At 67.7% G+C, this 23,515-nt stretch carries 19 protein-coding genes and 1 pseudogene; 11 read left to right on the top strand and 9 right to left on the bottom strand.

Going from position 1 to position 23,515, the window contains the following annotated elements; all coding sequences use genetic code 11:
• Positions 1-11: 11 nt before the first annotated feature.
• The 4 genes from ACW9PK_RS08635 to ACW9PK_RS08620 all read left to right on the top strand — a co-directional run bounded on the left by ACW9PK_RS08635 (position 12) and on the right by ACW9PK_RS08620 (position 4,155).
• Complete coding sequence (locus ACW9PK_RS08635) at positions 12-1,436, top strand: isochorismate synthase (protein ID WP_167318152.1); 1,425 nt, start codon at positions 12-14, stop codon at positions 1,434-1,436.
• Positions 1,437-1,520: 84 nt separating this feature from the next.
• Positions 1,521-2,288, top strand: coding sequence for an ABC transporter substrate-binding protein (locus tag ACW9PK_RS08630; RefSeq protein WP_085108367.1), 768 nt, complete (start codon positions 1,521-1,523; stop codon positions 2,286-2,288).
• Between the two features lie 91 nt (positions 2,289-2,379).
• Positions 2,380-3,174: an amino acid ABC transporter permease gene (locus tag ACW9PK_RS08625; RefSeq protein ID WP_064846689.1), complete on the top strand. Its 795-nt coding sequence runs from the start codon at positions 2,380-2,382 to the stop codon at positions 3,172-3,174.
• A 234-nt stretch (positions 3,175-3,408) separates the two neighbouring features.
• Positions 3,409-4,155 (top strand): amino acid ABC transporter ATP-binding protein, encoded by a 747-nt coding sequence (locus tag ACW9PK_RS08620; RefSeq protein WP_064846722.1) that lies wholly within the window; start codon positions 3,409-3,411, stop codon positions 4,153-4,155.
• Positions 4,156-4,329: 174 nt separating this feature from the next.
• On the opposite strand, the gene ACW9PK_RS08615 is transcribed toward ACW9PK_RS08620, so the two are convergent.
• From ACW9PK_RS08615 to ACW9PK_RS08580, 8 genes are all read right to left on the bottom strand, one after another.
• A complete protein-coding gene (locus ACW9PK_RS08615) occupies positions 4,330-4,845 on the bottom strand; it encodes an MFS transporter (RefSeq protein ID WP_457015566.1) in 516 nt (171 codons plus the stop codon).
• A 267-nt stretch (positions 4,846-5,112) separates the two neighbouring features.
• Positions 5,113-5,859: an SDR family oxidoreductase gene (locus ACW9PK_RS08610; protein ID WP_457015565.1), complete on the bottom strand. Its 747-nt coding sequence runs from the start codon at positions 5,857-5,859 to the stop codon at positions 5,113-5,115.
• A 111-nt stretch (positions 5,860-5,970) separates the two neighbouring features.
• Positions 5,971-7,914: a 2-succinyl-5-enolpyruvyl-6-hydroxy-3-cyclohexene-1-carboxylic-acid synthase gene (gene menD, locus ACW9PK_RS08605; protein ID WP_457015564.1), complete on the bottom strand. Its 1,944-nt coding sequence runs from the start codon at positions 7,912-7,914 to the stop codon at positions 5,971-5,973.
• A 101-nt stretch (positions 7,915-8,015) separates the two neighbouring features.
• On the bottom strand, positions 8,016-9,356 hold the full coding sequence (locus tag ACW9PK_RS08600) for a sulfate adenylyltransferase subunit 1 (RefSeq protein WP_457015563.1): 1,341 nt from the start codon (positions 9,354-9,356) through the stop codon (positions 8,016-8,018).
• A 2-nt stretch (positions 9,357-9,358) separates the two neighbouring features.
• A complete protein-coding gene (gene cysD, locus ACW9PK_RS08595) occupies positions 9,359-10,291 on the bottom strand; it encodes a sulfate adenylyltransferase subunit CysD (RefSeq protein ID WP_085108615.1) in 933 nt (310 codons plus the stop codon).
• Positions 10,273-11,079, bottom strand: a complete 807-nt coding sequence (locus ACW9PK_RS08590) for a phosphoadenylyl-sulfate reductase (RefSeq protein ID WP_231885587.1) — start codon at positions 11,077-11,079, stop codon at positions 10,273-10,275. The genes cysD and ACW9PK_RS08590 overlap by 19 nt, the downstream gene beginning before the upstream one ends.
• Positions 11,076-12,788, bottom strand: coding sequence for a nitrite/sulfite reductase (locus ACW9PK_RS08585; protein WP_457015561.1), 1,713 nt, complete (start codon positions 12,786-12,788; stop codon positions 11,076-11,078). The genes ACW9PK_RS08590 and ACW9PK_RS08585 overlap by 4 nt, the downstream gene beginning before the upstream one ends.
• A 243-nt stretch (positions 12,789-13,031) precedes the next feature.
• Complete coding sequence (locus ACW9PK_RS08580; RefSeq protein ID WP_457015560.1) at positions 13,032-15,257, bottom strand: PhoX family protein; 2,226 nt, start codon at positions 15,255-15,257, stop codon at positions 13,032-13,034.
• Positions 15,258-15,637: 380 nt separating this feature from the next.
• Between ACW9PK_RS08580 and ACW9PK_RS08575 the strand changes: the two are divergent.
• The 3 genes and pseudogenes from ACW9PK_RS08575 to ACW9PK_RS08565 form a co-directional block, all read left to right on the top strand.
• Positions 15,638-15,933: pseudogene (locus tag ACW9PK_RS08575) on the top strand (IS3 family transposase); the annotation flags it as partial.
• 42 nt (positions 15,934-15,975) lie between these two features.
• Positions 15,976-16,521 carry a flavin reductase family protein gene (locus ACW9PK_RS08570; protein ID WP_457015558.1) on the top strand — a complete coding sequence of 182 codons (546 nt, stop codon included), beginning with the start codon at positions 15,976-15,978 and terminating at the stop codon, positions 16,519-16,521.
• Positions 16,522-16,531: 10 nt separating this feature from the next.
• Positions 16,532-17,881, top strand: a complete 1,350-nt coding sequence (locus ACW9PK_RS08565; protein ID WP_457015557.1) for an MFS transporter — start codon at positions 16,532-16,534, stop codon at positions 17,879-17,881.
• Positions 17,882-17,941: 60 nt separating this feature from the next.
• Here ACW9PK_RS08565 and ACW9PK_RS08560 read toward each other — a convergent pair whose 3' ends face one another.
• Positions 17,942-18,955 (bottom strand): o-succinylbenzoate synthase, encoded by a 1,014-nt coding sequence (locus ACW9PK_RS08560; RefSeq protein WP_186317192.1) that lies wholly within the window; start codon positions 18,953-18,955, stop codon positions 17,942-17,944.
• A 315-nt stretch (positions 18,956-19,270) separates the two neighbouring features.
• Between ACW9PK_RS08560 and ACW9PK_RS08555 the strand changes: the two genes are divergently transcribed.
• The 4 genes from ACW9PK_RS08555 to ACW9PK_RS08540 all read left to right on the top strand — a co-directional run bounded on the left by ACW9PK_RS08555 (position 19,271) and on the right by ACW9PK_RS08540 (position 23,454).
• The gene (locus ACW9PK_RS08555; protein ID WP_457015555.1) at positions 19,271-19,567 is read left to right on the top strand and encodes a hypothetical protein; all 297 of its coding nucleotides are present in this window, start codon (positions 19,271-19,273) and stop codon (positions 19,565-19,567) included.
• A gap of 3 nt (positions 19,568-19,570) precedes the next feature.
• Entirely contained in the window at positions 19,571-20,911 is a 1,341-nt protein-coding gene (locus ACW9PK_RS08550) for a glycosyltransferase family 2 protein (RefSeq protein WP_457015554.1), read from the top strand.
• Entirely contained in the window at positions 20,908-21,558 is a 651-nt protein-coding gene (locus tag ACW9PK_RS08545) for a family 16 glycoside hydrolase (RefSeq protein ID WP_270259048.1), read from the top strand. The genes ACW9PK_RS08550 and ACW9PK_RS08545 overlap by 4 nt, the downstream gene beginning before the upstream one ends.
• 123 nt (positions 21,559-21,681) lie before the next feature.
• Positions 21,682-23,454 (top strand): DUF2334 domain-containing protein, encoded by a 1,773-nt coding sequence (locus tag ACW9PK_RS08540; RefSeq protein WP_457015553.1) that lies wholly within the window; start codon positions 21,682-21,684, stop codon positions 23,452-23,454.
• Positions 23,455-23,515 lie beyond the last annotated feature (61 nt).

The following is a 23,515-nucleotide window of genomic DNA, read 5'->3' as shown; positions in this document are numbered from 1 at the left end:
GCTTGAGGACGATGACACCCGAGTTCCCCGCGCCCCGCCTGAGTGCGCTCACCCTTCCCCTGTCCGAGGTTCCCGCGGCAGCAGAGTTCGCCCGCAACCCGGACGTCCGGCGGTTGCTGGGCAGCGCGGACCCGGCCACGTGGATCATGCGCGGCAAGGGAATCGTCGGCCTCGGTCGCGTGGCGGCCTACCGCGTGCGGGGCGGGACCCGGTTCACCTCCGCGCGCGTGTGGTGGGACGAGCTTCGCCAGGACGCGACCGTGCATGACTCCGTGCAGCGCCCCGGCACCGGTTTGCTGGCCTTCGGGGCGTTCGCGTTCGCGCCGTCCTCCACGGTGGACTCCGGGCTCATGGTCCCCGAGCTCGTGATCGGCACCGACGCCCATGGCGCGTGGCTCACCCTGATCTCCACCGGACCGTCTGAACCCACGGTCGAGGACGTCGACGCCGCGTGGCGTCGCCTCGTGCGCGCCGCACCCGCGGTGGCGCGGCCTGAGGAACCGGACGCAGCGGCGTCGTCGTACCCCACGGCCGTGCCCGGGACCCTGGACGAACAGCACTGGATGGAGGCCGTCGCGGACGGCGTGGGGATGATCCGCGCGGGGGAGCTCGACAAGCTCGTGCTCGCGCGGGACGTGGTCGTGGACACCGGGCGGCCCATCGAACTCGGTGCGGTGCTGGGGCGGTTGAGCGAACGCTTCGCCACGTGCTGGACGTACTGCGTGCGCCTGGGCCCGGAGCAGGAAGGTTCCGAGCAGGAGGGCCCGGACGACGGGGAGGGTGCGGGCCGGTTGCTCGGCGCGACCCCCGAGATGCTCATCCGGGTGCATCGCGGCACCGCCACGGCCCGTGTGCTCGCCGGGACCCTGGACCGCCAGGACCTGCCGGACGGCGCCAACCCCGAGGACTTCGCTGGTACCGAGCTGGGCGGGTCCGAGAAGCAACAGCGCGAACACCGCTTCGCCGTGGACTCTCTGATCACGGGGCTGTCCCCGTACGCGGATGAGGTCTCCGGCGGCGAGCACCCCTTCATCCTGGCGCTGCCGAACGTGTGGCATCTCGCGTCGGACGTCACCGCGCAATTGCGTGCGGGCGTGGACGGGACCCTGCCCTCGGCCCTCGAACTCGCGGAGGCCGTCCACCCGACCGCCGCGGTGTGCGGGACGCCCACCGAGACCGCCGGGGCCGTGATCGAGGACCTCGAACGCATGGACCGTGGGCTCTACGCCGGCCCTGTGGGCTGGCTCGACGGCGCAGGTAACGGCGAGTGGGGCATCGCCCTGCGCGGGGCCGTGCAGCTGGACGCGCACCGGGCGCGCGTGAGCGCCGGCTGCGGGATCGTGGCCGAATCCGATCCGCGCGCCGAGCTCGCCGAGACCTGGGCGAAACTGCGCCCCATGCTCGAGTCCCTGCCCGCACGGTGGGACCGGGAGTAAAGGGATTCCGGGCCGATCCGGGCACCCCGTAGTAAAATCGCCACGAGTTTCACCCGGAACCCCACATCTCCCCGAGGAGCACACATGTCAACCCTGCGCCGACTCGTTCCCGCGCTCGCCGTCCTCTCCGCCGCAGGCTTGGCACTGACCGGTTGTGAATCGACCTCCGGGGGCGGCTCCCAGGCCGGTGGCTCCGACACGTTCACCGTGTGCACCAACTCTCCGTACCCGCCGTTCGAGTTCGAGAAGGACGGCAAGATCGTGGGCTTCGACATGTCCCTGGGGGACGAGATCGCCAAGGACCTGGGCCGGGAGAAGAACGTCGTGCAGGCGAACTTCGAGACCCTCGAGTCCGGAGCGGCGCTGGACACCGACCAGTGCGACGCCGCCATTTCCGGGATCACCATCACGGACGCCCGCAAGCAGTCCGTGGACTTCTCCAAGCCGTACTTCAACGACCAGATCGCCCTGCTGACCACCAAGGATTCCGGGATCCGCGGCTTCGACTCCGTGGGGGACAAGACCGTGGGCGTACAGCAGGCCACCTCCGGTGAGCAGTTCGCCAAGGACAAGCACCTGAAGACCCAGCAGTTCGAAGACGTGGAGCTCATGTTCCAGTCCCTCGAGTCCGGTGGCGTGCAGGCCGTGTCCGGGAACATCTCCACGCTGTCCAAGCGCGCGAAGGACAACCCGGACCTCGAGGTCGTGCAGACCGTGGACACCAACGAGAACCTGGGCGTGGCCGTGAAGAAGGGCAACACCGAGATCCTCGACTCCGTGAACAAGACCCTGGACCGCATCACGAGCGACGGCACCATGGACAAGATGAAGAAGGAGTGGATGGGCCTGTAGGCTCCACTCCCCGAGAGCAGGACATCCGTGCCGGGCGGTGTGACACCGCCCGGCACGCATATGTGGGCAACCCACGGACAGGGAGACATCCATGGCCATGACCACCCGGCAGCGCGCCAAGCTGTCGCGGGGCATCCAGTACGCCGTACTCGTCGTCGTACTGGTAGCACTCGTGTTCCTCGCGGACTGGAACGTGCTCTACCAGCGCGTGTTCAACCCCGAGGTCGCACTGAACCAGTTCCCCGGGATCATCACCGTGGCGCTGAAGAACACCCTGATCTACACGGTCCTGGGCTTCGTGGTGGGCCTGACCCTGGGTGTGGTCCTCGCGCTCATGAAGCTCTCCTCCGTGGCGCCCTACCGGTGGATCGCGACCCTCTACATCGAGTTCTTCCGCGGCGTGCCCGCGCTGCTCGTGTTCCTGGCCCTGGGCTACGGCATCCCCCTGGCCTTCGGATTCCGCTTCAACCACTACGTGACCGTGATGATCGCGCTCGGCGTGGTCGCCGCCGCGTACATCGCCGAGTCCCTCCGCGCAGGTCTGCAGGCCGTGCCCCCGGGGCAGTACGAGGCTGCCCGCTCCCTGGGCATGTCCCACACCCGCGCCATGGTCACGATCGTGATCCCCCAGGCCCTGCGCATCGTCCTGCCGCCGCTGACCAACGAGGTCATCCTGCTGACCAAGGACTCCTCCCTGGTCTATCTGCTGGGCATGGGCGTGCAGCAGTACGAACTCACCAAGTTCGGCCGCGAAGGCATCTCCGACGCCGGCGCCGGGCTGACCCCGCTCGTCGTGGCCGGCATCTGCTACCTGATCATCACCGTGCCGCTGGGGCTTCTGTCCCGCCACTTCGAAACCAAGACCGACCGGGTCAAGAAGTCCTAGGAGCTCCCAGTGTCCACTTCCGCAGCCTCCCCCGATCCCGCATCCTCCGACCCGTCGGCGACCCCCGGGGCGGATCCCGCCCGGGGTTCCCAGCACGACGCCGCCTCTACTGCAGGTCCCAGCGCTGCCGCGACCGGTCCGGGCCGTTCCGCTGCCCGGTCCCCGGGTGTATCTCGCGCGTCCTCCGACGACGCCGCTGCCGCGTCCGACCGGGGCCACTCCGGTTCCGCCGCGGTGCACGTGCGCGAGCTGCACAAGTCCTACGGGGACCTCGAGGTGCTGCGCGGGATCGATCTGGACGTGGCCACAGGTGAGGTCGTGTGTCTGATCGGGCCCTCCGGTTCCGGCAAGTCCACCCTGTTGCGCTGCCTCAACCTCCTGGAGTCCCCGCAGTCCGGGACCATTTCCGTGGGCGGGTTCACGGTCACGGACCCAGATCTGGACGTGGACGCCATGCGCCGCCGCGTGGGCATGGTGTTCCAGCAGTTCAACCTGTTCCCCCACCTGAGCGTGCTCGAGAACTGCACGGTGTCCCAGGTCAAGGTGCTCAAGCGCTCCAAGGAGGAGGCCAAGCGCATCGCCCTGGCGAACCTGGAACGCGTGGGTCTGGAGGCAAAGGCCGGCCAGCGGCCCACCCAGCTCTCCGGCGGTCAGCAGCAGCGCGTGGCGATCGCCCGGGCGCTGTCCATGGACCCCGATCTGATGTTGTTCGACGAGCCCACCTCCGCTCTCGATCCCGAGACCGTGGGCGACGTCCTCGCGATCATGCGCCAACTCGCGGATGACGGGATGACCATGCTCGTGGTGACCCACGAGATGTCCTTCGCACGCGACGTCGCCGACCGCGTGGTGTTCATGGACGGCGGCGTGGTCGTGGAACAGGGCCCCGCCCGCGAGGTCATCGGCTCACCCCAGCACGAGCGCACCCGCACGTTCCTCTCCCGGGTCCTCAACCCCACCACGGTGGACACCCCGGAGTAATCCGCCCGCCGACTCCCATGAAACGGGGGCCCCGCCCCCGTGATCCTGCAGCAATGGGCGGGGCGCTCGATGCCGCGTGGAAGCACACGATGACGACGCCGCTGTTCGGGAAGAACAGCAGCGCCGTCGTGGTGGAACACGGGTGCCGAGCGGGTGCCCGACCGGATCGGTGGATCAGACGCGATCCGTGACAGGGATGTCGGTGGCGGACCCCCGGATGTCCTGGGTCTCGAGGATCTCCTCGGCCGTGGCCTTGGCCTGTTCCACCGTGCGCTGACGCGGCACGAGGATGGTCACGAGCGCACCGAACAGGGCCACGGCACCGAAGATGTAGAACGCGGTGGCGCCTCCCAGGTTGGCGGCCAGGAGCCACCCGCCGATGAGCGGGCCGAAGATCCCGCCCAGGCGGCCGGAGCCCCAGGCCACGCCGGCGGCACGTGCGTTGGTCGTGTAGTAGTTGGACGTGAAGCCGTAGATCAGCACCTGGGTACCCAGGGTGCCCACACCGGCGATCGCGATGACGATGAACAGCACCGGCAGCGGGAACGCGAAGGTCATAAGCGTCAGGGTGATGGCCGGGAGCACGAACGTGGTGGCCACGATGCGCTGCGGGCCCGAACGGTCCGCGAGCTTGGAGGCGAGCATGCCGCCGATCACCGCGCCCGAGTTGAGCACCGACGTGGCGCTCATTACTCGACCTCGATCCTGACCGAGAGTGTGACCCATGGCACCGGGAGCAACCCCTGGGTTTTACCAGGGGTGCCTCTTTCCCGAATCATGAATGAATCGGCGTGATTGAAACACGCACCCTATGGTGAGGACGCCTATTCACCGGCGTTCACGGTGGTCCCGGCGGGGTCGGCCGGCATCCCTCGGGGCGCGCATCCCGCGCCGATGCAGCGCGCCCACCCGATCACGACGTCATGAGCGGCCCCTGCGGGAGGCGATGAACCGCGGTCAGCCCCGGTTCACCATCCCGGAGGGCCGCACCGAGATCACCTCGACCTGAGAATCCCGCGTGGCGTCCACTGCCGTGCGCACCGCCGCGGCAATCTGCTCGGGGCGGATCCAGTCCTCGGGGTGGTACTCGTTGCCCATGTACGCCTGCAGTTTTTCCTGCATGTCCGTGGCCACGCGCCCCGGGTGCACCGAGCTCACGCGCACGCCGTTCTCGCGTTCCTCCTCACGCAGCGCGTCGGTCAGGGCGCGCAGGGCGAACTTGGTCCCGGAGTACAGCGCCGCCGACGGGCCCGAGGTGAACCCCGAGCCCGAGTTGATGGCCACGACGTCACCGCCGGCCACGCGCAGCTGGGGCAGGGTCAACCGGGTCAGCTGGGCCACGGAGATCACGTTGATGTCGAAGATCCGCTCCCACTGCTCCCGCGTGGCCTCCTCCACCCGCGCTTGCGGTGCGATCCCGGCCGAGTGGACCAGCACGTTGAGCCCCTCGAACTCGTCCCGCAGGGGTTCCCACGCCGCGGCGACCTGCTCGTCCGAGCTCACGTCCGCGGTGAACGCCCGGGTCCCCGGACCCAGCCCGGCGAGTTCGTCGCGGACCCGCTGGACGGCGTCGGCGGAACGTCCGCCTACGAAGACGATGTGGTCCCGTGCGAGGTCCTGCACGATGGCCCGGCCGATGCCGCGGGTGGCGCCCGTGACGAGCGCGGTGCGGACGGTGGTCGTGTGAGTGCTCTGCTCAGTCATGACGCCATGCTAACGAGCGCCCCGGACACCATGGGCGGCGCATACGGGCGCAGCCGGCCCGGGACGGTACGCACGGCGCACGGTGAAAAACATGTGAGCGCCGAGTGGCATTCACTCCCCCGCGCGATGCTCCCGTTCGGAGGGCTCGCCCTCAAGGTACTCCCGCACCGCTCGCGCACCGGCGTCCCTGGCGGCCACGTTGAAGTCCCGCAGGCTCTGCCGGTCCAGTGTGACCTCGATGACCCGCCGGCTGGCCACGGGTGCGGCGAGTGCGGCGGCGAGTTCGATCGCGGTGTCCGCGCTCACGTATTGGACCCCGTACGCCGCACACAGCTCCGCGATCCCCACCGTGTGGGGGGTTCCGAAGAAGCGCTCCACGGTCGCGGTGTAACGCGGGTCCCGGCCCAGCTCCCCGTGTTCCAGGGTCTGGAAGATCCCGCCGCCGGAGTCGTTGACCACGATCATGTGCAGGTCCGGAACGCGTTCGCCGGGTCCCAGGAGCAGTCCCCCGGCGTCGTGCAGGAACGTCAGGTCCCCCATGACGGCACGCACGGGCCGCCCCGTCCCCAGTCCCACGCCGTGCGCGGTGGCCACGGTCCCGTCGATCCCCGCGAGCCCGCGGTTGGCGATCACCGCCAAGGGCCCCCGGGCGCGGGCCACGAGATCCAGGTCCCGAACGATGTTAGAGGACCCCGCCACGAGTACCGACCCGTCCGCGCACGCTGCGTCCCACACTGCCCGCGCTACGTGCAGGCGCGTCAGCGAGGGTTGGTCGTCCGCGAACCGCAGCACCGCGGCGTCGGCGGCGGCTCCCGCCTCGCGCCACGCCTCGAGCCACCCGGGTTCCGCAGGTCCGACGGCGCTCGCCGCCTCCTCGAACGAGCCCACCGCGTCCTCGGGGCGCCTGCCGTGCTCGAACCACGGAGCGGGATCGGGTCGCACGGCGATCACCCGCACGTCGGGGCGCTTGAGCAGCGCCGAGACACGGCGACTCAGGGTCGGGCGGCCCACGAGGATCACCGAGTCCACGCGCTCACCGAGGGGTGAGTCCAGCACGCTCTCGTAGGACGCGATGGCGGCCTCTCCCGCGCGCGCCTGGGACGAGGGTTCGGCGAGCAGGGGCAACGAATGCTCCAGCGCGAAACGCTCGGTGGTAGGCCCCGCGCCGTCGCCGGCAAAGATGAGGGGATGCGCGGTGCCCGCGGTCGCCGAGGGTGCCGGGGGCGCCGAAGACTCAGAGTCGGAAGACACCCGCCGCGCAGCATTGGAACGCATATCCGCGCCGTCGGCCTCGGAAGTCACACGCACGGGCTCGTTCCATGGCGCCGACTCCGCGATTCGCACCGACTCGGCGGGCGGGAGGAACGGCTCCAGGAGCACCGACCACGGGTGCACCCGGATCCGCGCGGCACCCCCGGAACGCACGGGCCGCACCTCACTCGCGAGGTCGCGGGCCCAGCTGCGCAGGTGACGGTGGTCGTCGTCGCACACGGGGTACAGCGGATCGCGCAGGGCCACGTTCACGTGCACGGGTCCAGGCGGATCCTGCTCATCGCCGGGAAGGGCGGCCAGGATGTGATCGAGCAACGATTCTACGTCCTCGCACTGCTGCGGCCATGACAACTGCGGATCGTCCGGGGGTAGCAGGTCCACGGCCGCGCGCACGAAGTTGGCGAACATCCCGGGTTGCCGCGTGGTCTGGTTCGCGCCGGTCCCGCGCAGTTCGGGCGGGCGGTCCGCGCTGAGCACCACCAGGGGGACCCCCGCGTGGGAGGCCTCCATGACCGCCGGGAGCAGCTCACCCACGGCCGTCCCGCTCGTGGTCACCACGGCGCACGGCAGGCCCGTGGAGCGGGCGATGCCGAGGGCGGTGAAGGCGGCGTCGCGCTCGTCGATCCGCACGTGTACCGACAGTGCACCGCTGGCCTGCGCTGCGGCCGCGGCATATGCCAGCGGCGCGGAACGCGACCCCGGGGACACCACGAGGTGTTCCATCCCGCGCATCGCGAGGGCGCGCAGGACGGCGGTGGCCGAGACGAGGCTGGGGCTGATCACGCTCCAGAGCGTATCGACCGGCACCGACACGCACAGCGGCCCCGGTGCCACGCCGTCGTCGACGACGTGGACCGGGGCCGCAAAGGTCACTCAGGGACGGCTCAGATGGCCCACTCCCCCGCGTCCGCGCGGAGGTTACCCAGCACACCCGGGGTGTTGACGCTGTCGTCCTGCACCATGCCCGCGGCCTGCGTGCGACCGGACTGTGGGTCGATGAGCAGGAACGAGCCCAGCGCGTGCGACTGCGTGTACGCAGTGGTGAACAGCGGTTCGGCCACGCGCACGGTCACCCGGCCAATATCATTGAGCTCAAACGACTCCACCGATTCCGCGGCGAGGTTCTCGAGGTTCAGCCGCCCGTCGAGCGAACCCACGATCCCGCGCACCACGCGCGTGGTGTGCTTGAGCAGCACGCGCTGGCCCTCGCGCAGGGGCTTCTCGTCGTCGAGCCAGCACGCCACGGCCTCCACCGACTTAGTGCCCGACGGCGCCCCGGCCGGTTCCGCGATCAGGTCACCGCGCGTGATGTCGATCTGATCCGCGAGCGTGAGGGTGACGGACTGCCCGGCCACGGCGTACTCGGCGGGAGCCCCGGCCACGTCGATGCGCTCAACCGTGGTGGTGCGCCCGGCCGGTTGCACGGCGACCTTGTCCCCCACGGCCACCGAACCGGAGGCAATCTGGCCCGCGTAGCCGCGGTAGTCCACGAACTCCGGGGACAGTGCGGCGGCCTGCGGGCGGATGACGCACTGCACGGGCAGCGCGAACCGTTCCGCCTGGGTGAGCTCGGACGAGTCCGGGAGGTTCTCGAGCCAGCTCAGCAGGGACGGACCGTCGTACCACGGGGTGTCCTGGGAGGCCTCGACCACGTTGTCGCCGCGCAGCGCGGAGACCGGGATGATCCGCAGGTCCAGCACACCCAGTTCGTCCGCGAGTTCGTGCAACTGTCCGCTCAGTTCCCGGAACGCTTCTTCCGCATCGGGCAACAGGTCGATCTTGTTGACCGCGACGATCAGGTGCGGCACCCCCAGCAGGGCCCCGACAGCCAGGTGGCGCCGGGTCTGCTCCATGATCCCGTGGGTGATGTCCACGAGCACGATCAGCGCGTCCGCGGTGGAGGCACCCGTGACGGTGTTGCGCGTGTACTGCACGTGCCCCGGGCAGTCCGCGAGGATGAAGCTGCGCGCGGGCGTCGCGAAATAGCGGTAGGCCACGTCGATCGTGATGCCCTGCTCGCGTTCGGCCCGCAGCCCGTCCGTGAGCAGCGCGAGGTCCGCGGCGTCCAGGCCGCGGGACTGGCTGACCCGTTCGATCGCGTCGAGCTGGTCCACCAGGATGTTCTTGGTGTCGTGCAGCAAGCGGCCCACGAGCGTGGACTTGCCGTCGTCCACGCTGCCGGCCGTGGCGATCCGCAGCAGGCTTGCTCGGTTCTCGGTGCTCATCTCTAGAAGTAGCCCTCTCGTTTGCGGTCCTCCATGGCGGCCTCGGACACGCGGTCGTCCGCGCGGGTGGCCCCGCGTTCGGTGAGGGTGCTGGTCATGACCTCAGCCAGCACCTCCTCCGCGGTCGTGGCCGGGGACTCCACGGCACCCGTGCAGCTCATGTCACCCACGGTGCGGTAGCGCACGGTGCGCTGCTCCACGGTCTCGTTCTCCCGCGGGCTTACGTACTCACCCACGGCGAGCCACATCCCGTCGCGGCTGATCACGTCCCGCTCGTGGGCGTAGTACAGCGGGGGCAGGTCGATGCCCTGCTCGGTGATGTAGGACCAGATGTCCAACTCGGTCCAGTTGGACAGCGGGAACACCCGCACGTGCTCACCGGGGCGGTGGCGCGTGTTGTACAGGCTCCACAGTTCAGGGCGCTGGTTACGCGGATCCCACTGACCGAACTCATCGCGCAGGCTGATGATGCGTTCCTTGGCGCGGGCTTTCTCCTCATCACGCCGGGCGCCGCCGTAGACGACGTCGTGCTTGCCCTCCGCGATCGCGTCCAGCAGGGGAACGGTCTGCAACTGGTTGCGGGTGCCGTCCGGGCGCTCGGCCAGGCGGCCGTCGTCGATGTAGTCCTGGACCTTGGCGACCTCCAGACGGATCTTCAACCGCTCCACGGTGCGGTCCCGGAACTCCAGGACCTCCGGGAAGTTGTGCCCGGTGTCCACGTGCAGCACGGGGAACGGGATGGGGGCCGGCCAGAAGGCCTTGGCGGCCAGGTGCAGCATGACCACCGAGTCCTTGCCGCCGGAAAACAACAGCACGGGGCGCTCGCCCTCGGACGCGGTCTCGCGGAAGATGTGGATGGACTCGGCCTCGAGGCGCTGCAGCTGGGAGAGTGTCACGGACTCGGAGGTGGTCGTGGTCATAGATGGATCCCGCATTCTGTCTTGCCCACACCGGACCAACGACCGGCGCGGGGGTCTTCTCCGGGCGCGACCTTGCGCGTGCACGGTGCACACCCGATGGACGGGTAGCCCTGGCCCAGCAACGGGTTGACCACCACGAGGTTCTGCTCGGCGTAATCGACCACGTGGTCGAAGCTCCAATCCACCACGGGGTTGAGCTTGACCATCTGGTGGTGCTCGTCCCACTCCACAGGCGCGGCGTTCGCGCGGTGGGGTGTCTCCTCGCGCCGCAGCCCGGTCACCCAGGCCTCGTAGCCGGCCAGGGCCTTGTCCAGCGGCGCGACCTTGCGCATCCCGCAGCACAGGCCCGGGTCACGGTCGTGGAGCTTGGGACCGTACTTGGCGTCCTGCTCGGGCACGGTCAGCTCGGGCAGCAGGGTCCGCACGTTCACTGGCCAGTCCGAGGCGAAGCGATCGCGGGTCTCGAGGGTCTCCGGGAAGTGGTAGCCCGTCTCCAGGAAGAGCACGTCCACGTCCTTGACGTGATTGCTCACCAGGGCGGGGACCACGGTGTCGGAGGCCATGGAACACGCGACCGCGAGCTTCTTCCCGAAGGTCTCGGCGGCCCACGCGAGCACCTCGTCCGGGTCCGCATCCCGCAGTCCGAAGCGCTGCTGCGCCTCCTCGACGAGCGCCTTGAGCTCCTCGACGGAGCGGGTGCGTCCGGGGGAAGCGGCCGCGGGGTCCTGCTCGATGGTCGTGGTATGAGCGGACGACGACGCGTCCGCCGCGCCGCTGTTGCCTGCGGTGTCGGTCCTGGTCATTTCAGTGAATCCTCCTGGGCGTTCAGGGCCCACTCGGCGAAGCTCTGGTGAGCCTCGCGCTCGTCGAGGAACGTGCGGGTGACACGCTCCACGTAGTCGGACAGGTCATCTGCGGTGATCTTCAGCCCGCGCACGGTGCGACCCAAACCGCCCTCCTCGCGGTCCGGGGAGGCCAGGCCGCCGCCCAGGTGCACCTGGAACACGTATTCCTCACCGATGTACTGGCCCTTGAGGCCGATGTCCGCGGTCTGGATACGCGCGCACGAGTTGGGGCACCCGTTGATGTGCAGGGAAATGGGAGTGGGGATCTCCACGTCCTGGAGGCGCTGCTCCATGTCGTCGATCACCCGCGCGGCAAGACCCTTGGTCTCCACGAACGCGAGCTTGCAGAACTCGATCCCGGTGCACGCGATCGTGGACCGGCGGAACGGGCTGGGCTTGGCGTGCATTCCCCACGGGCGCAGCGTCTCGATCAGGGAATCCACGTTCTCCGGGGCCACGTCCAGCACCAGGACCTTCTGGTGCGGGGTCAACCGGATCCGGCCGGAACCGGCGGCCTCGGCGGCGTCGGCGAGCGCCACGAGGGCGTCACCGCTCAGGCGACCCGCGGTCAGCGCGAAGCCCACGTACTTCTTGCCGTCGTTCTGCTCGTGAACCCCCACGTGATCCGCGTGACCCACGGCGCGCCCGGGGGCGGGACCGTCGGGCAGCTCGCGACCCAGGTACTCGTCCTGGAGCACCTGGCGGAACTTCTCCGGGCCCCACTCGGCGAGCAAAAACTTCAACCGGGCCTTGGTGCGCTGCTTGCGGTAGCCGTAGTCACGGAAGATCGCAGTGACCCCGGCCCACACGGGCACGACGTCCTCCGGCGCCACGAACGCACCCAGGCGCTCCCCCAACCGCGGGGACACGGACAGTGCACCGCCCACCCACAGGTCGTAACCGGGACCGAGTTCCGGGTGGTTGACCCCCACGAAGCTGACGTCGTTGATCTCGTGCACCACGTCCAGGGTGCGGCTGCCGGTGATCGCGGTCTTGAACTTGCGCGGCAGGTTCACGTAGTCCGGGTTGCCCACGAACTCTGTGCGCAGCGCCTCGAGCTCGGACGTGGGATCGATGATCGGATCCGCCTCGACGCCCGCCACGGGGCTGCCCAGGAACACGCGGGGGGTGTCACCGCACGCCTCGAGGGTCGTGAGCCCCACCGAGTCCAGGCGTTCCCACATCTCGGGGACGTCCTGGATGCGCAGCCAGTGCAGCTGGATGTTCTGCCGGTCGGACACGTCCGCGGTGCCGCGCGCGAAATCCCGGGAGATACCACCCAGCACGCGCGTCTGCTCCGTGGTCAGCTGTCCGCCGTCTAGGCGGATGCGCTGCATGAAGTACTCGTCCGAGAGCGATTCGGCGTCCAGCTTGGAGGTCGACGCACCGTCCACGCCCTGCTTGCGCTGCGTGTACAGGCCCAACCAGCGGAACCGCCCGTGGACGTCATCCGCGGGGATCGAGGCGTACCCCGTCTTGGAGTACGTGTCGATGATCCGCTGCCGGACGTTGAGCGAGTTCTCCTCCGCCTTGAACTCCTCGTTGTGGTTCAGCGGCGTGCGGCCGCTGACCTTCCACTGGCCCAGATCGGTGCCCTTGCGGGGTCCGCGCACGCGGCCGGACGCCGCGGCGGGGGCCTTGTCCTGGGTGTCGGCGGAGGGTGTCATGGGTGCTCCTTGGGTGAGGGGGAGGCAAGTCGCTCCAACGTACCGAGCGAGCCCTCAGTGCAGCGATTCACCGTCACAAACCCGTCACATAGCCGGCATTCCCCCTGGTCACCCGCGAGTACAGGCCGACGTCGCTCGGCCGACACCGCGGCGTCGTCGCCCGCTGTTCCCGGGCACGACGACGCGGGCGGAACCGCGGTCCCCGCGATCCCGCCCGCGCATGCGTGCGGTGGTGCTACCAGCTCAGCCCTCGAAGGACTTGGGCGCCTGGCGAGCGCGGCGCTTGAGTTCGGCATTGCTCTTGCCCTGGTACCCGCGGTACTTGGGGCCGTTCTTGCCGTTTTTGCGGCGCTTGTCCTGGTTGCGGCCCTTACCCGGCTTGTCGCTCACGCCACCGGGGAACTCGGGCTGGTCCTCGCGGTTCTTGTGGAAGACCTGGACCACCGCGGGGCGCGGCATGGAGAACTCGCCGGCCCCGGCGCGCGTGGGCAGCACGTAGTCGGGGAAGTACGAGCGGGGCTGCTCGAACGTGCCGTCCTCACCGGGGTGCTGCACGGCCACGTAGACCATGCCCTCGATGTCGTGGATCACGGGACCGCACGTCTCCGCGTCCTGCGGCACGGCCAGGAACTGCTGCACGCGACCGCGATTGGCACCCTGGAGGTCCACCTTGAACAGACCGTCGTTGTAGCCGATCTTGGAGGGCGCACCGTCCGTGGAGATCCACAGGTTGCCCGCCTTGTCGAAGGCCACGTTGTCGGGGCACGAGATCGGGGAGACCTTCTCCTTGGGGAACCCGCCGAAGTACGTCCCCGAATCCTTGGTGGGGTCACCGCACACGAGCAACAGGTTCCAGTCGAAGCGCGTGGCCTGGGGCCGGTTATTGCGCTCGGTCAGTTCCAGGATGTACCCGTCACGGTTGCCGGTGCGGGGATTGGCCTCGTCCACGTCCGCCTTGCCGGGCTTGCCGCGATCGGAGTTGTTGGTCAGCGCCGCGTACACCTTGCCGGTGTGGGGGCTGGGCTCCACATCCTCCGGGCGGTCCATCTTGGTGGCGCCAGCCTTATCCGCGGCGAGGCGGGTGTAAACCAGGACCTCCTCCACGGACATGCCGCGGACCATGGACTTTCCACCCTTGAGCAGGGGCAGCCACTCGCCGGTGCCGTCGAACTCGCCGTCGCGGGGCAGCTGGCCCGTCCCAGTGATCTCGGGGGCCTGGGAGTTGCCGCGCAGCCGGGCCACGTAGAGGTCGCCCTCGGAGAGCAACTTCATATTGTGGGCCTTGTCGCCCTTGCGGTATTTGCGGGACGAGACGAACTTGTAGATGTACTCGAACTTCTCGTCGTCACCGGAGTACGCGACCACCGTGCCGTCGTCACCCACGCGCACGTTCGCGCCCTCGTGCTTGAAGCGGCCCAGCGCGGTGTGCTTGATGGGCGCGGAGTTGGGGTTCTGCGGGTCGATCTCCACGATCCAACCGAAGCGGTTGGGCTCGTTCTTGTACCCCTCGATCCGGGCGTCGAATCGCTTCTCCACCTCGGGCCAGCGGCGGGACGGCATGGTCGTGGGGAAGCCGTAGCGCTTCTCCTCGGCGGTGCCGGAGGTGATGAAGTACTGGTGCACGTTCTCCTCACCGGAGAGCACCGTGCCCCACGGTGTCACACCGCCCGAGCAATTGTTCTGGGTGCCCAGCACGCGCTTGCCGGTGGGGTCGTCCTGCGTCTTGAGCAGATCGGACCCCGCGGCGGGCCCGTCCATCACGAACGTGGTGGTCAGCGTGATGCGACGGTTGCGAGCGCCACCGCGCACATAGGTCCACGGCTCCCCCACCTTGGTGCGGGAGATCTCCACGACCGACATGCCGTGCGCCTGGATCGCGGTCTTGACCATGTTGGTCAGGTTGGTCTTGTCGTAGCCCGCCGGGAACATGGTGTTCTCGTTGGTGTACTCGTGGTTGTTCACCAGCACGCCCGTGAGCCCGTTCGGGTCCGGGATGATGTCCAGATAGTCCGAGTTGAACCCGAACTGCTTGGCTTGCGCTTCGGGGGTCTGGTTCTTGGGGTCGAACTCCGGGGAGTCGTAGAACAGGGGGTCACCCCAGCGGATGATGGGCGACCAGTCGTAGCCCTTGGGCACCGAGAGGTCGTCCACGGTCATGTCCACGGGCTTGATGGGCGTGAAGTCCAGGCGGGCACGGCCCTGACCCCAGTAGGCGTAGGTGGCCTCGGCCGGCTGGGCGGTCGCGGCGACCACACCCACGGTCACGGCCCCGGCCATCCCCAGACCCAGGGCGGCACGGCGGCTGACAGCTGCGGAGATGACGTCGTGCACGTACTCGTTGCCGGATGTGTTCGCGTCCGGGGTCATGCACTGGCTACCGCACTTGAGTTCACACGTGAGCGGGCTTCGCTTGCCGTTGACGTGGCCCAGCATGGGCAACAGGCGACGGCGTTCGGGCGCTTGGGTCATGGCGTGGCTCCCTGGGTGGGACATGCGTTGATGCATGTCAGCGAGTGGTTCCGCTGCTCAGCCCACCATCACGGCGTGATCGCCAAGCAACCACCGGGCGAACGACGGGTTAATTGCGCGTCCGTCACGGACCACCTTCGGGGCCCCGCGCGCCGCGTGCCGCATTGTGGCGACTTTGGGTCCCGGGCTGCATACAGGGGCGGGTTTCAACCCCCGTTGACGCGCTGGGGCAAGTTCGAGCCACCTCGGCCCCTCATCATGGATCGGAACTGCTGTACGGGGGAGGTGACATCTGATCTGGCTTGCCCGTCGGGCGGCCTGGAAGGATATGCACCATGCCCGCTGCATATCCCCGAGAGTTCCGCACGGACGTCGTTCGTAAGGACGCGTTCTGCGGGCGGATCGTGGGCTACTCCATGGATTCCCGGATGAAGGCCCGCCTCGCGGTGAACGCACTGGTCAATGCGGCCACGCGGCGCGGGAATCTTTCTTCGCGTTGCTGCAGAAGAACGTCCTCGATCGCCGTCGCTGGCGGACCCGTGACGAGCTGCGGATCGCGATTATCACCTGGATCGAACAGGCCTACCACTGGCGCCGTCGACAGGTTCGCCTGGGCCGTTTGACCCCGATGGAATGCGAGACCATCATGAACCAAGCCGTGGACCTCGCGGCTTGACACTACAAATGTCACCTCACCGTGCAGCAGTGCCCATGCTACATGGAGGATTTGAAGGCGCTGCACGGCGACCGTATCGAGGTTCACCTGGATGATCGGGGGAGAACTCTGGATGTCGCTGATCTCGTGAGCAACGTTGCCGATGGCACCGAGCTGTACATGTGCGGACCCATTCGCTTGATGGATGCTGTCCGCAGGGCGTGGTCCGATAACGGCCTGGACCCTACCAAGTTGAGGTACGAGACGTTCGGGAACAGTGGATGGTACGAGGCCGAGCCCTTCGAAGTCCATATTCCCCGATTGAACTTCAGGACCACCGTGAATTCGGATGAGTCGATGCTCGAAGCGCTGGAACGCGGAGGTGTGGACACCATGTCGGATTGTCGCCGGGGAGAGTGTGGTCTCTGTCAGGTGAAGATTCTGGAGCTTTCCGGGGAAGTTGATCATCGAGACGTCTTCTATTCCGACCGCCAGAAGGCCCCGAACGCCACAATGTGCTGCTGCGTCTCCCGCGCAGTAGCAACTCGACCGGATTCAACTCCGGGAAACCCCGCACAGTCAGCCCTCGTAACCATCGACGTTCCCTGAAAGGCATGTTTTGGACATTCGCCGTAAGATCGACATTTCCAAGATGTCGGCATATCAATGGGTCATTGTTGCACTAGCCGCGTTTCTCAACGCCCTCGACGGGTACGACGTGTTGGCAATGGCCTTCACCGCGACCTCCGTCTCCAAGGAGTTCGAACTCACAGGAGCCCAGCTGGGCTGGCTGCTGAGTTCCGGTCTGATCGGCATGGCTGCTGGATCACTCTTGCTGGGCCCGTTCGCTGATCGCTTCGGACGTCGCAAGATCTTGTTGGTCGCGGTTGGCATCAATGCCGCAGGTTTGTTCCTTTCCGCCACGGCGAACTCCGCCCTTGAGCTGGGCGCATGGCGAGTCATCACCGGGCTGGGTGTGGGCGGCATCCTCGCAACGGTTACGGTCATCACCAGCGAGTACTCCAATGTGAAGAATCGCGGCATGGCCATCAGTATCTACACCGCCGGCTACGGGGTGGGTGCGACACTGGGTGGAATGGGCGCCACCCAGCTGATTCCCGCTTTCGGATGGCGCTCCGTGTTCCTTGCCGGTGGCCTTGTGACATTGTTCGCAGCCGTTTTGATCCTGGTTATCCTGCCAGAATCAGTTGATTACTACCGTGTCCGACGCCCCAAGAATGCCGAAGAGAAGTTGGCTGGAATTGCCCGACGGATCGGGCTCAAGGGGGACGTTTTCCTGGGGGATGCACCCACCACAACCAATTCGTCACAGGGTAGCGTAACTCAGCTGCTTGGTGGCCGGTACCGGGTTTCGACCATCCTGCTATGGGTATCGTTCTTCGTCATCATGTTCGGCTTCTACTTCGCGAATTCGTGGACGCCGAGACTTCTGGTTGAATCCGGGATGACGGAGCAACAAGGCATTGTGGGGGGGCTGATGCTGACCATGGGTGGAACCTTCGGTTCACTGATCTACGGTGTTCTGACCATTCGGCGTAACGCGCGCAACACGCTCGTGGTGTTCACTATTCTTGCGGCCGTGCTATTGGTGGTATTCATTACTACTACATCAATTCCGGCTCTCGCATTCCTAAGTGGTGTTGTCGTGGGAATGCTCATCAACGGCTGTGTTGCGGGACTCTACACCGTGGCGCCTCAGACGTATGCGCCGGAGGTGCGAGCAACCGGTGTCGGATGGGGTCTCGGAATTGGCCGGGTGGGAGCCATTCTGGCACCCATTCTGGTGGGCACCCTCCTCGACGGCGGCTGGTCACCGACCCAGCTCTACATCGGGGTTGCGGTCGTGGTAGCTCTAGCTGCCTTCGCGGCCTCGCGCTTGAAGCCCCATATCGATACTCCTTTGGTTGAATCCGCCACCGAGGAGCCCACTCCGGCTGCCCGTCGCTGAACCGGACTTGCCAAGAAGGGGCCGATCCTACCCATGCGTAGTGTCGGCCCCTTCCGCCGTCTAAATGTCCCCGCCCCGCAGCACCTCGTACGTGCGGGAGATCCGCTCGAGCCACCAGTCACGGCGCGGGCCCGTGACCGCGTGTTCCGTCAGCAGATCCTCGGAGACCGCCACGTCCCGCACCGGGAGGTAGCCGTCCACCGGGCGCAGGGGCTCGGCGGTGACGTCCGCGGTCATCAGGGACAGCGTCCCGAGCCCGCACGCGTACGGCAACTCCGGTAACGCCGCGGCGAGTGCCACGCCCGCCCGGATCCCCACCGAGCTGTCGATCGCGGAGCTGACGACGGCGGGCAGCCCGGCCTGCGCCACGATCTCCAGCGCCCGGCGTACCCCGCCCAGGGGTGCGACCTTGACCACGATCAGATCCGCCGCGTCGGCCCGAGCCACGGCCAGCGGGTCCTGCGCCTTGCGCACGGATTCGTCCGCGGCGATCAACAATTTGTTCCCCGCGTCCCGCAGCCGACGGCGCACGTTGGCCAGCCCCGGCACGGTGGCCACGGGTTGCTCGGCGTACGCGAGCTCGAACTCGCTCAGGGTGGTGAGTGCGCATACGGCGTCGTCCTCGCTCCAGCCCATGTTCGCGTCCACGCGCAGTTGCGCGTCCGGGAGGGCGGCGCGCACGGCGGCGACGCGAGCGACGTCGTCCGCGAGGCTCTGTCCGCGTTCGGCGACCTTGATCTTCACGGCGTGCACCGCGCCGCCGTACCCCGCAAGGACCTCCGGGACGCGCTCGGCGGGGACGGCCGGGACCGTGGCGTTGACGGGCACCCGGGTGCGCACGGGGTCGGGGAACCCGGTCCATGCCACCTCGATGCCCGCGCGCAACCACGACGCCGCTTCGGCGTCCTCGTACTCGGTGAAGGGACCGAATTCACCCCAACCCGCCGGGCCGTGGAAGACCACCGTTTCCCGGGCGGTGACCCCCCGGAACCGCACGCGCATGGGCAGGGAGACCACCCGAGCGGTATCGAGCAGATCGGACAGTGGGGGTATGGGCGTCACCGAAGAGAGCATGGCCCTAGGGTACGTGTCCGCCTTGATCGAAACGTCGGTTACTGTCCCCTGTTTGGCGTTACTGCATAGAGTTTGAGCCCACAACTTTCTATGTAAGTGCATCTGTTTACATGCGAAACGCACCTTTTATGCCACTGCGCGCCGGAAGACTTCCCCCGAGACCCCACACCACCGTGGGCCGCTCGGCCCACAAAGCGTTCGCAGTCGCAACTACGTGCCACAACGCATGGTTGTGCCCGACGTATTCTGGAGGGGTCACTGGTGTCGTGAGTCCGGGGGGATGATCGCGACACCACAGGGGGAATCGGGGGATTCGTGTTGCGTGTCTTTGCGCTGTCCGAAATCGCGTCCGTGGGGGAAACGTTGCAGGCGTTCCTGCAGGGCGGCAGCCGCGTGCTGTTAATGATCGCCATGGTGCTGTTCCTGGCGTACCTGCTGTTCTTCCTCAGCACGGTGTCCATCGCGAGCGCCATCACCACGTGGCACCAGATCCGGCGCAGGCCCCGTCAGGCCGCGCACCCGCGCGAGATGGCGCCCGTGACCGCCGCCGAGGACCAGCCGTACCAGGAGCTGCCCGCGCACGGTCGGCACGCGCTGAAGGTGAAGGGCTGAACCGTGATCCTGGTCTTCGGTCATCGTATCGACCTCATCCTGGTGCTCGCCGTGGTCCTCGTGGCCCTGAGCGTCCTGTACGGCATGTTCATCCTGGTGCTTTCCCGCTTCGAACCGCAGCGCTCGCAGCACCGTAGGGTGAAGATCGCCACCGTCCCCGGCCACCACAAGGTGGTCTTCGTGATCCCGTGCCTCAACGAGGAACGCGTCCTGCGGCCCAGCCTCGAGCGGCTCGTCGGCTTGGGCCACCCGGACGTCCAAATCATGGTGATCGACGACGGTTCCGACGACGGCACGGCCGAGATCGTGCGCTCGTTCCCGGACCCGCGCGTGCACCTGTTCCAGCGCACCCTGCCCCACGCCCGCGAGGGGAAGGGCGAGGCGCTCAACGCCGCCATCCAGTACCTGCGCACGAGCGATCTGATCGCCGGGACGTCTCATTCTGACGTGGTCGTGTGCGTCATGGACGCGGACGGACGTCTGGACCCGCACGCCCTGGACGACGTCATGCCCCTGTTCAAGGACAACCGCCTGGGCGCGGTGCAGATCGGCGTGCGGATCAACAACCGCCAGCAGAACCTCCTGGCCCGGATGCAGGACCTCGAGTTCGTGCTCTACACCCACGTGTTCCAGCGGGGCCGCCGACACCTGGGCAGCGTGGGACTCGGCGGCAACGGCCAGTTCGTCCGGCTCTCCGCGCTCGACGGGCTGGGTGTGTCCCCGTGGTCGCGCAGCCTCACCGAGGACCTGGATTTGGGCGTGCGACTGCTCATGGACGGGTGGCAGACCGAGTTCGTCTCCACCGCGTCCGTGCACCAGCAGGGGCTCGTGGACGTCAAGCGCTGGGTCAAGCAGCGCACCCGGTGGTTCCAGGGCCACCTGCAGTCCTGGAACCTGGTGCCGTGGGTGCTGCGGGACCTCACCGGCAGCCGCCGGGCGGATCTCTTGTACCACCTGACGAGCCCGTTCCTATTGCTGCTTACGTCCTTCCTGTCCCTGGCGTTCGCCTTCTGGGTGCTGGACCTCGCGGTCGGGATCGTCACGGGTCATGCTGTGGTCTCCGGGTGGTGGCTCTCGTCCTACCTGATCGCGTTCGGACCCGCGCTGCTCTACGGGCTGGTGTACTGGTCGCAGGAACGTCACAGCGGTCTGAACCCGGTCAAGGCCGTGGGCCTGGTCCACCTCTACGTGCTCTACGCCGTGCTGTGGTACGTGGCCGGCTGGAAGGCCGCGTGGCGCGCGGTGCGCGGCCACAACGGCTGGGCCAAGACGGAACGCGTGGTCGAGAACCAGGAGCAGGTGGACTCCTCGGCCCGAGAGCTCACGGTGGAGGCCCATGCATGAGGAAGCGCGGCGTCGTCGTACTCGTCGCGACGATCGTGCTGGTGCTCGCGGTGGTGGCCGTCATGAATAACCTGTGGCGCGTGCAGCCGTGGGCGGACGGGGAGGTGCACGGGCGCTGGCAGGTCATGTACACGGGCTACGGCACCGTGAAGGGCAACGACCGGCAGGTGCTGCTGGAACCCCACACGGCCGAGGCCGCCATCGTGACCCACGGGGCGCTCGTGCACACGGTGGAGAACTACGACGACGCCGACTTCGCCGTCACGGTGCGCACCGAGGAGCAACTGCGCCGCAATGACGAACCCAATGCGTGGGAAGTGGGCTGGGTGCAGTGGAACCTGCGTGACAACGACCACTTCTACGCGGTGGCGCTCAAACCCAACGGCTGGGAGATCTCCAAGCAGGACCCGGCCTACCCGGGGGCGCAGCGGTTCATCGCCTCCGGTGGGGACCGGACCTTCCCGGTGGGCAGGGACTACCGGGTGGAGATCAGGCAGGACTGGCCCAGGATGACGGTCACGGTGGACGGGACCGAACTGGCCACCGTCACGGACGAGGAGACTCCCTACCGAGGGGGCGCGATCGGGTTGTACACGGAGGACGCCAAGGTCCTGTTCCACGATTTCGAGATCATGGGGCAGGGCTGACGGGATCGTTCGCGCCGGGCTGGTGCGGACGGTTGCGGGGTGCGCACGGCAGCGCACCCGACAAGGGGGGACGCGCGGTCCGGGGGGACCCGCGGGAACGTGCGGAAACACAGGGAGACAACGATGGACGGGGACTTCAAGCTCACACGGCGAGCGCGGATCGGGTGGCTCACGGGCATGGCCGTGATCCTGACGATCGCGCTCGTGGTGGTGTTCGGCCTCACGAGCAGTTCGCTCGTGGAGGGGCAGGATTCGAGCCTGGCCAAGCAGTACACGGATCCCGAGTTGGACGGGGCGAGCTCCACCGAACCGGAGGAGCAGCTGTCCGCGAGCTACGGCCGGGACAGTGGCAAGTCCACACTCGTGCTCTACGACAACACCGGTGCCGCCGCGGACACCAACGCCATGTACGCGATCGCCACGGGCAACCTGCTCACACACTTCGGGAAGACCGAACTCAAGCCGGTGGCCGACTACACGGACGCCATGGTCGAGAACTACGACGCCGCGGTGTACATCGGCGCAGACCACCGCGTCCCGCTCCCCCAGGCCTTCCTGGACGACGTCCGCTCCACCGACAAGCCCGTGATGTGGTTGGGCCGCAACATCGAGGCCCTCGCGGGTCCCGACGACGCGCAGAACGCCCAGTTCCGGGACAAGTACGGCTGGGACCCCCGCGCCGCGACCACGGTGGACAGTTCCAAGGTCACCTCGGTCGAGTACCAGGGCGAGAAGGTGCACCGGGAGACCCAGGGTGCCCCTGAGATCGTGGTCCCGTTCACGGGCACGAACGACAAGGTGGAGGTCCTGACGACGTCGCAGTGCACCGAGCACGGTAAGCCCACCTCGTGCACGCCGAACGGTTCCCCGCAGGCCCCGTGGGCCATCCGCTCCGCGAACCTCACGTATTTGGCCGAGGTGCCCCTGGACTACATCGACGCGAACGACGTGTACCTGGTCTACACGGATCTCTTCTACGACCTCGTGGGTTCGGACGCCCCCGCGGTGAAGCAGGCCGCGGTGCGCCTGGAGGACGTGGGGCCGGAGTCCAACCCGAAGGACCTGCGCCGCGTGGCCGATTACCTCGCGTCCGAGAACGTCCCGTTCCAGGTGGCCGTGATCCCCATCCAGATTGGGCAGAACAAGGATGGCTCCGACTGGTACGGGCTCAGCCTCACCGACCGGCCCGAGGTCGTGGACGCCCTGAAGTACATGCAGAGCAAGGGTGGCACGCTCATCCAGCACGGCACCACGCACCAGATGGGCACCATGGACAACCCGTACAGCGGGCGTTCCGGTGAGGATTACGAGTTCTACCAGTTCGGATGCACGTCCACCGGCACCGCGCCCTACACGTTCGAGGAGTGCACCAACGACTCCTACATCACGCCCGTGGGCCGCGTGGCCCAGGACGACGTGGACCAGTGGAAGGACCGCCTCGAGGCGGGACGCTCCGTGATGGAGGACGCCGGTCTGGGCGCGCCCACGATCTTCGAGACCCCGCACTACGGCGGGTCCGTGAACTCGTACGTGGCCATGGCCCAGGAGTACGACGCGCGCTACGAGCAGGGTGACTACTACGCGAGCATTCTCACGGGGCAGCCCTCCGAGGCCGGAAAGTCCTACAGCCAGCAGTTCCCGTTCACGGTGAGCGACATCTACGGCGGCACGGTCTACCCCGAGAACCTGGGCAACATCACCGAGGGCGAGCAGAACAACCATGCCGCCCGCACCCCGGAGTTCCTGGTCTCACGGGCCAATGCGAACCTGACTGTGCGCGAATCCACCGCGAGCTTCTTCTTCCACCCGTACCTGGACATCGAGTACCTCAAGAAGACGGTCACCGGCATCAAGAAGCTGGGGTACGAGTTCCGACCGGTCACGGAGCTGAAGTAGCGTCCGGGTCGGCGCCCCCGGGTGGGCACCCTGGACCCAGAACGCGCGAACACCCGGCCAG

This window comes from Kocuria sp. MNB10 (genome assembly GCF_054073685.1).
This window is presented reverse-complemented; position numbering and strand designations above follow the sequence as displayed.

Bases quoted from the DNA above. Each gene is read 5' to 3' on its own strand.
- ACW9PK_RS08635 (WP_167318152.1), top strand. From the start codon at position 12: ATGACACCCGAGTTCCCCGCGCCCCGCCTGAGTGCGCTCACCCTTCCC.
- ACW9PK_RS08630 (WP_085108367.1), top strand. From the start codon at position 1,521: ATGTCAACCCTGCGCCGACTCGTTCCCGCGCTCGCCGTCCTCTCCGCC.
- ACW9PK_RS08625 (WP_064846689.1), top strand. From the start codon at position 2,380: ATGGCCATGACCACCCGGCAGCGCGCCAAGCTGTCGCGGGGCATCCAG.
- ACW9PK_RS08615 (WP_457015566.1), bottom strand. From the start codon at position 4,845: ATGAGCGCCACGTCGGTGCTCAACTCGGGCGCGGTGATCGGCGGCATG.
- ACW9PK_RS08610 (WP_457015565.1), bottom strand. From the start codon at position 5,859: ATGACTGAGCAGAGCACTCACACGACCACCGTCCGCACCGCGCTCGTC.
- ACW9PK_RS08600 (WP_457015563.1), bottom strand. From the start codon at position 9,356: ATGAGCACCGAGAACCGAGCAAGCCTGCTGCGGATCGCCACGGCCGGC.
- cysD (WP_085108615.1), bottom strand. From the start codon at position 10,291: ATGCGGGATCCATCTATGACCACGACCACCTCCGAGTCCGTGACACTC.
- ACW9PK_RS08590 (WP_231885587.1), bottom strand. From the start codon at position 11,079: ATGACCAGGACCGACACCGCAGGCAACAGCGGCGCGGCGGACGCGTCG.
- ACW9PK_RS08585 (WP_457015561.1), bottom strand. From the start codon at position 12,788: ATGACACCCTCCGCCGACACCCAGGACAAGGCCCCCGCCGCGGCGTCC.
- ACW9PK_RS08580 (WP_457015560.1), bottom strand. From the start codon at position 15,257: ATGACCCAAGCGCCCGAACGCCGTCGCCTGTTGCCCATGCTGGGCCAC.
- ACW9PK_RS08570 (WP_457015558.1), top strand. From the start codon at position 15,976: ATGGAGGATTTGAAGGCGCTGCACGGCGACCGTATCGAGGTTCACCTG.
- ACW9PK_RS08560 (WP_186317192.1), bottom strand. From the start codon at position 18,955: ATGCTCTCTTCGGTGACGCCCATACCCCCACTGTCCGATCTGCTCGAT.
- ACW9PK_RS08545 (WP_270259048.1), top strand. From the start codon at position 20,908: ATGAGGAAGCGCGGCGTCGTCGTACTCGTCGCGACGATCGTGCTGGTG.
- ACW9PK_RS08540 (WP_457015553.1), top strand. From the start codon at position 21,682: ATGGACGGGGACTTCAAGCTCACACGGCGAGCGCGGATCGGGTGGCTC.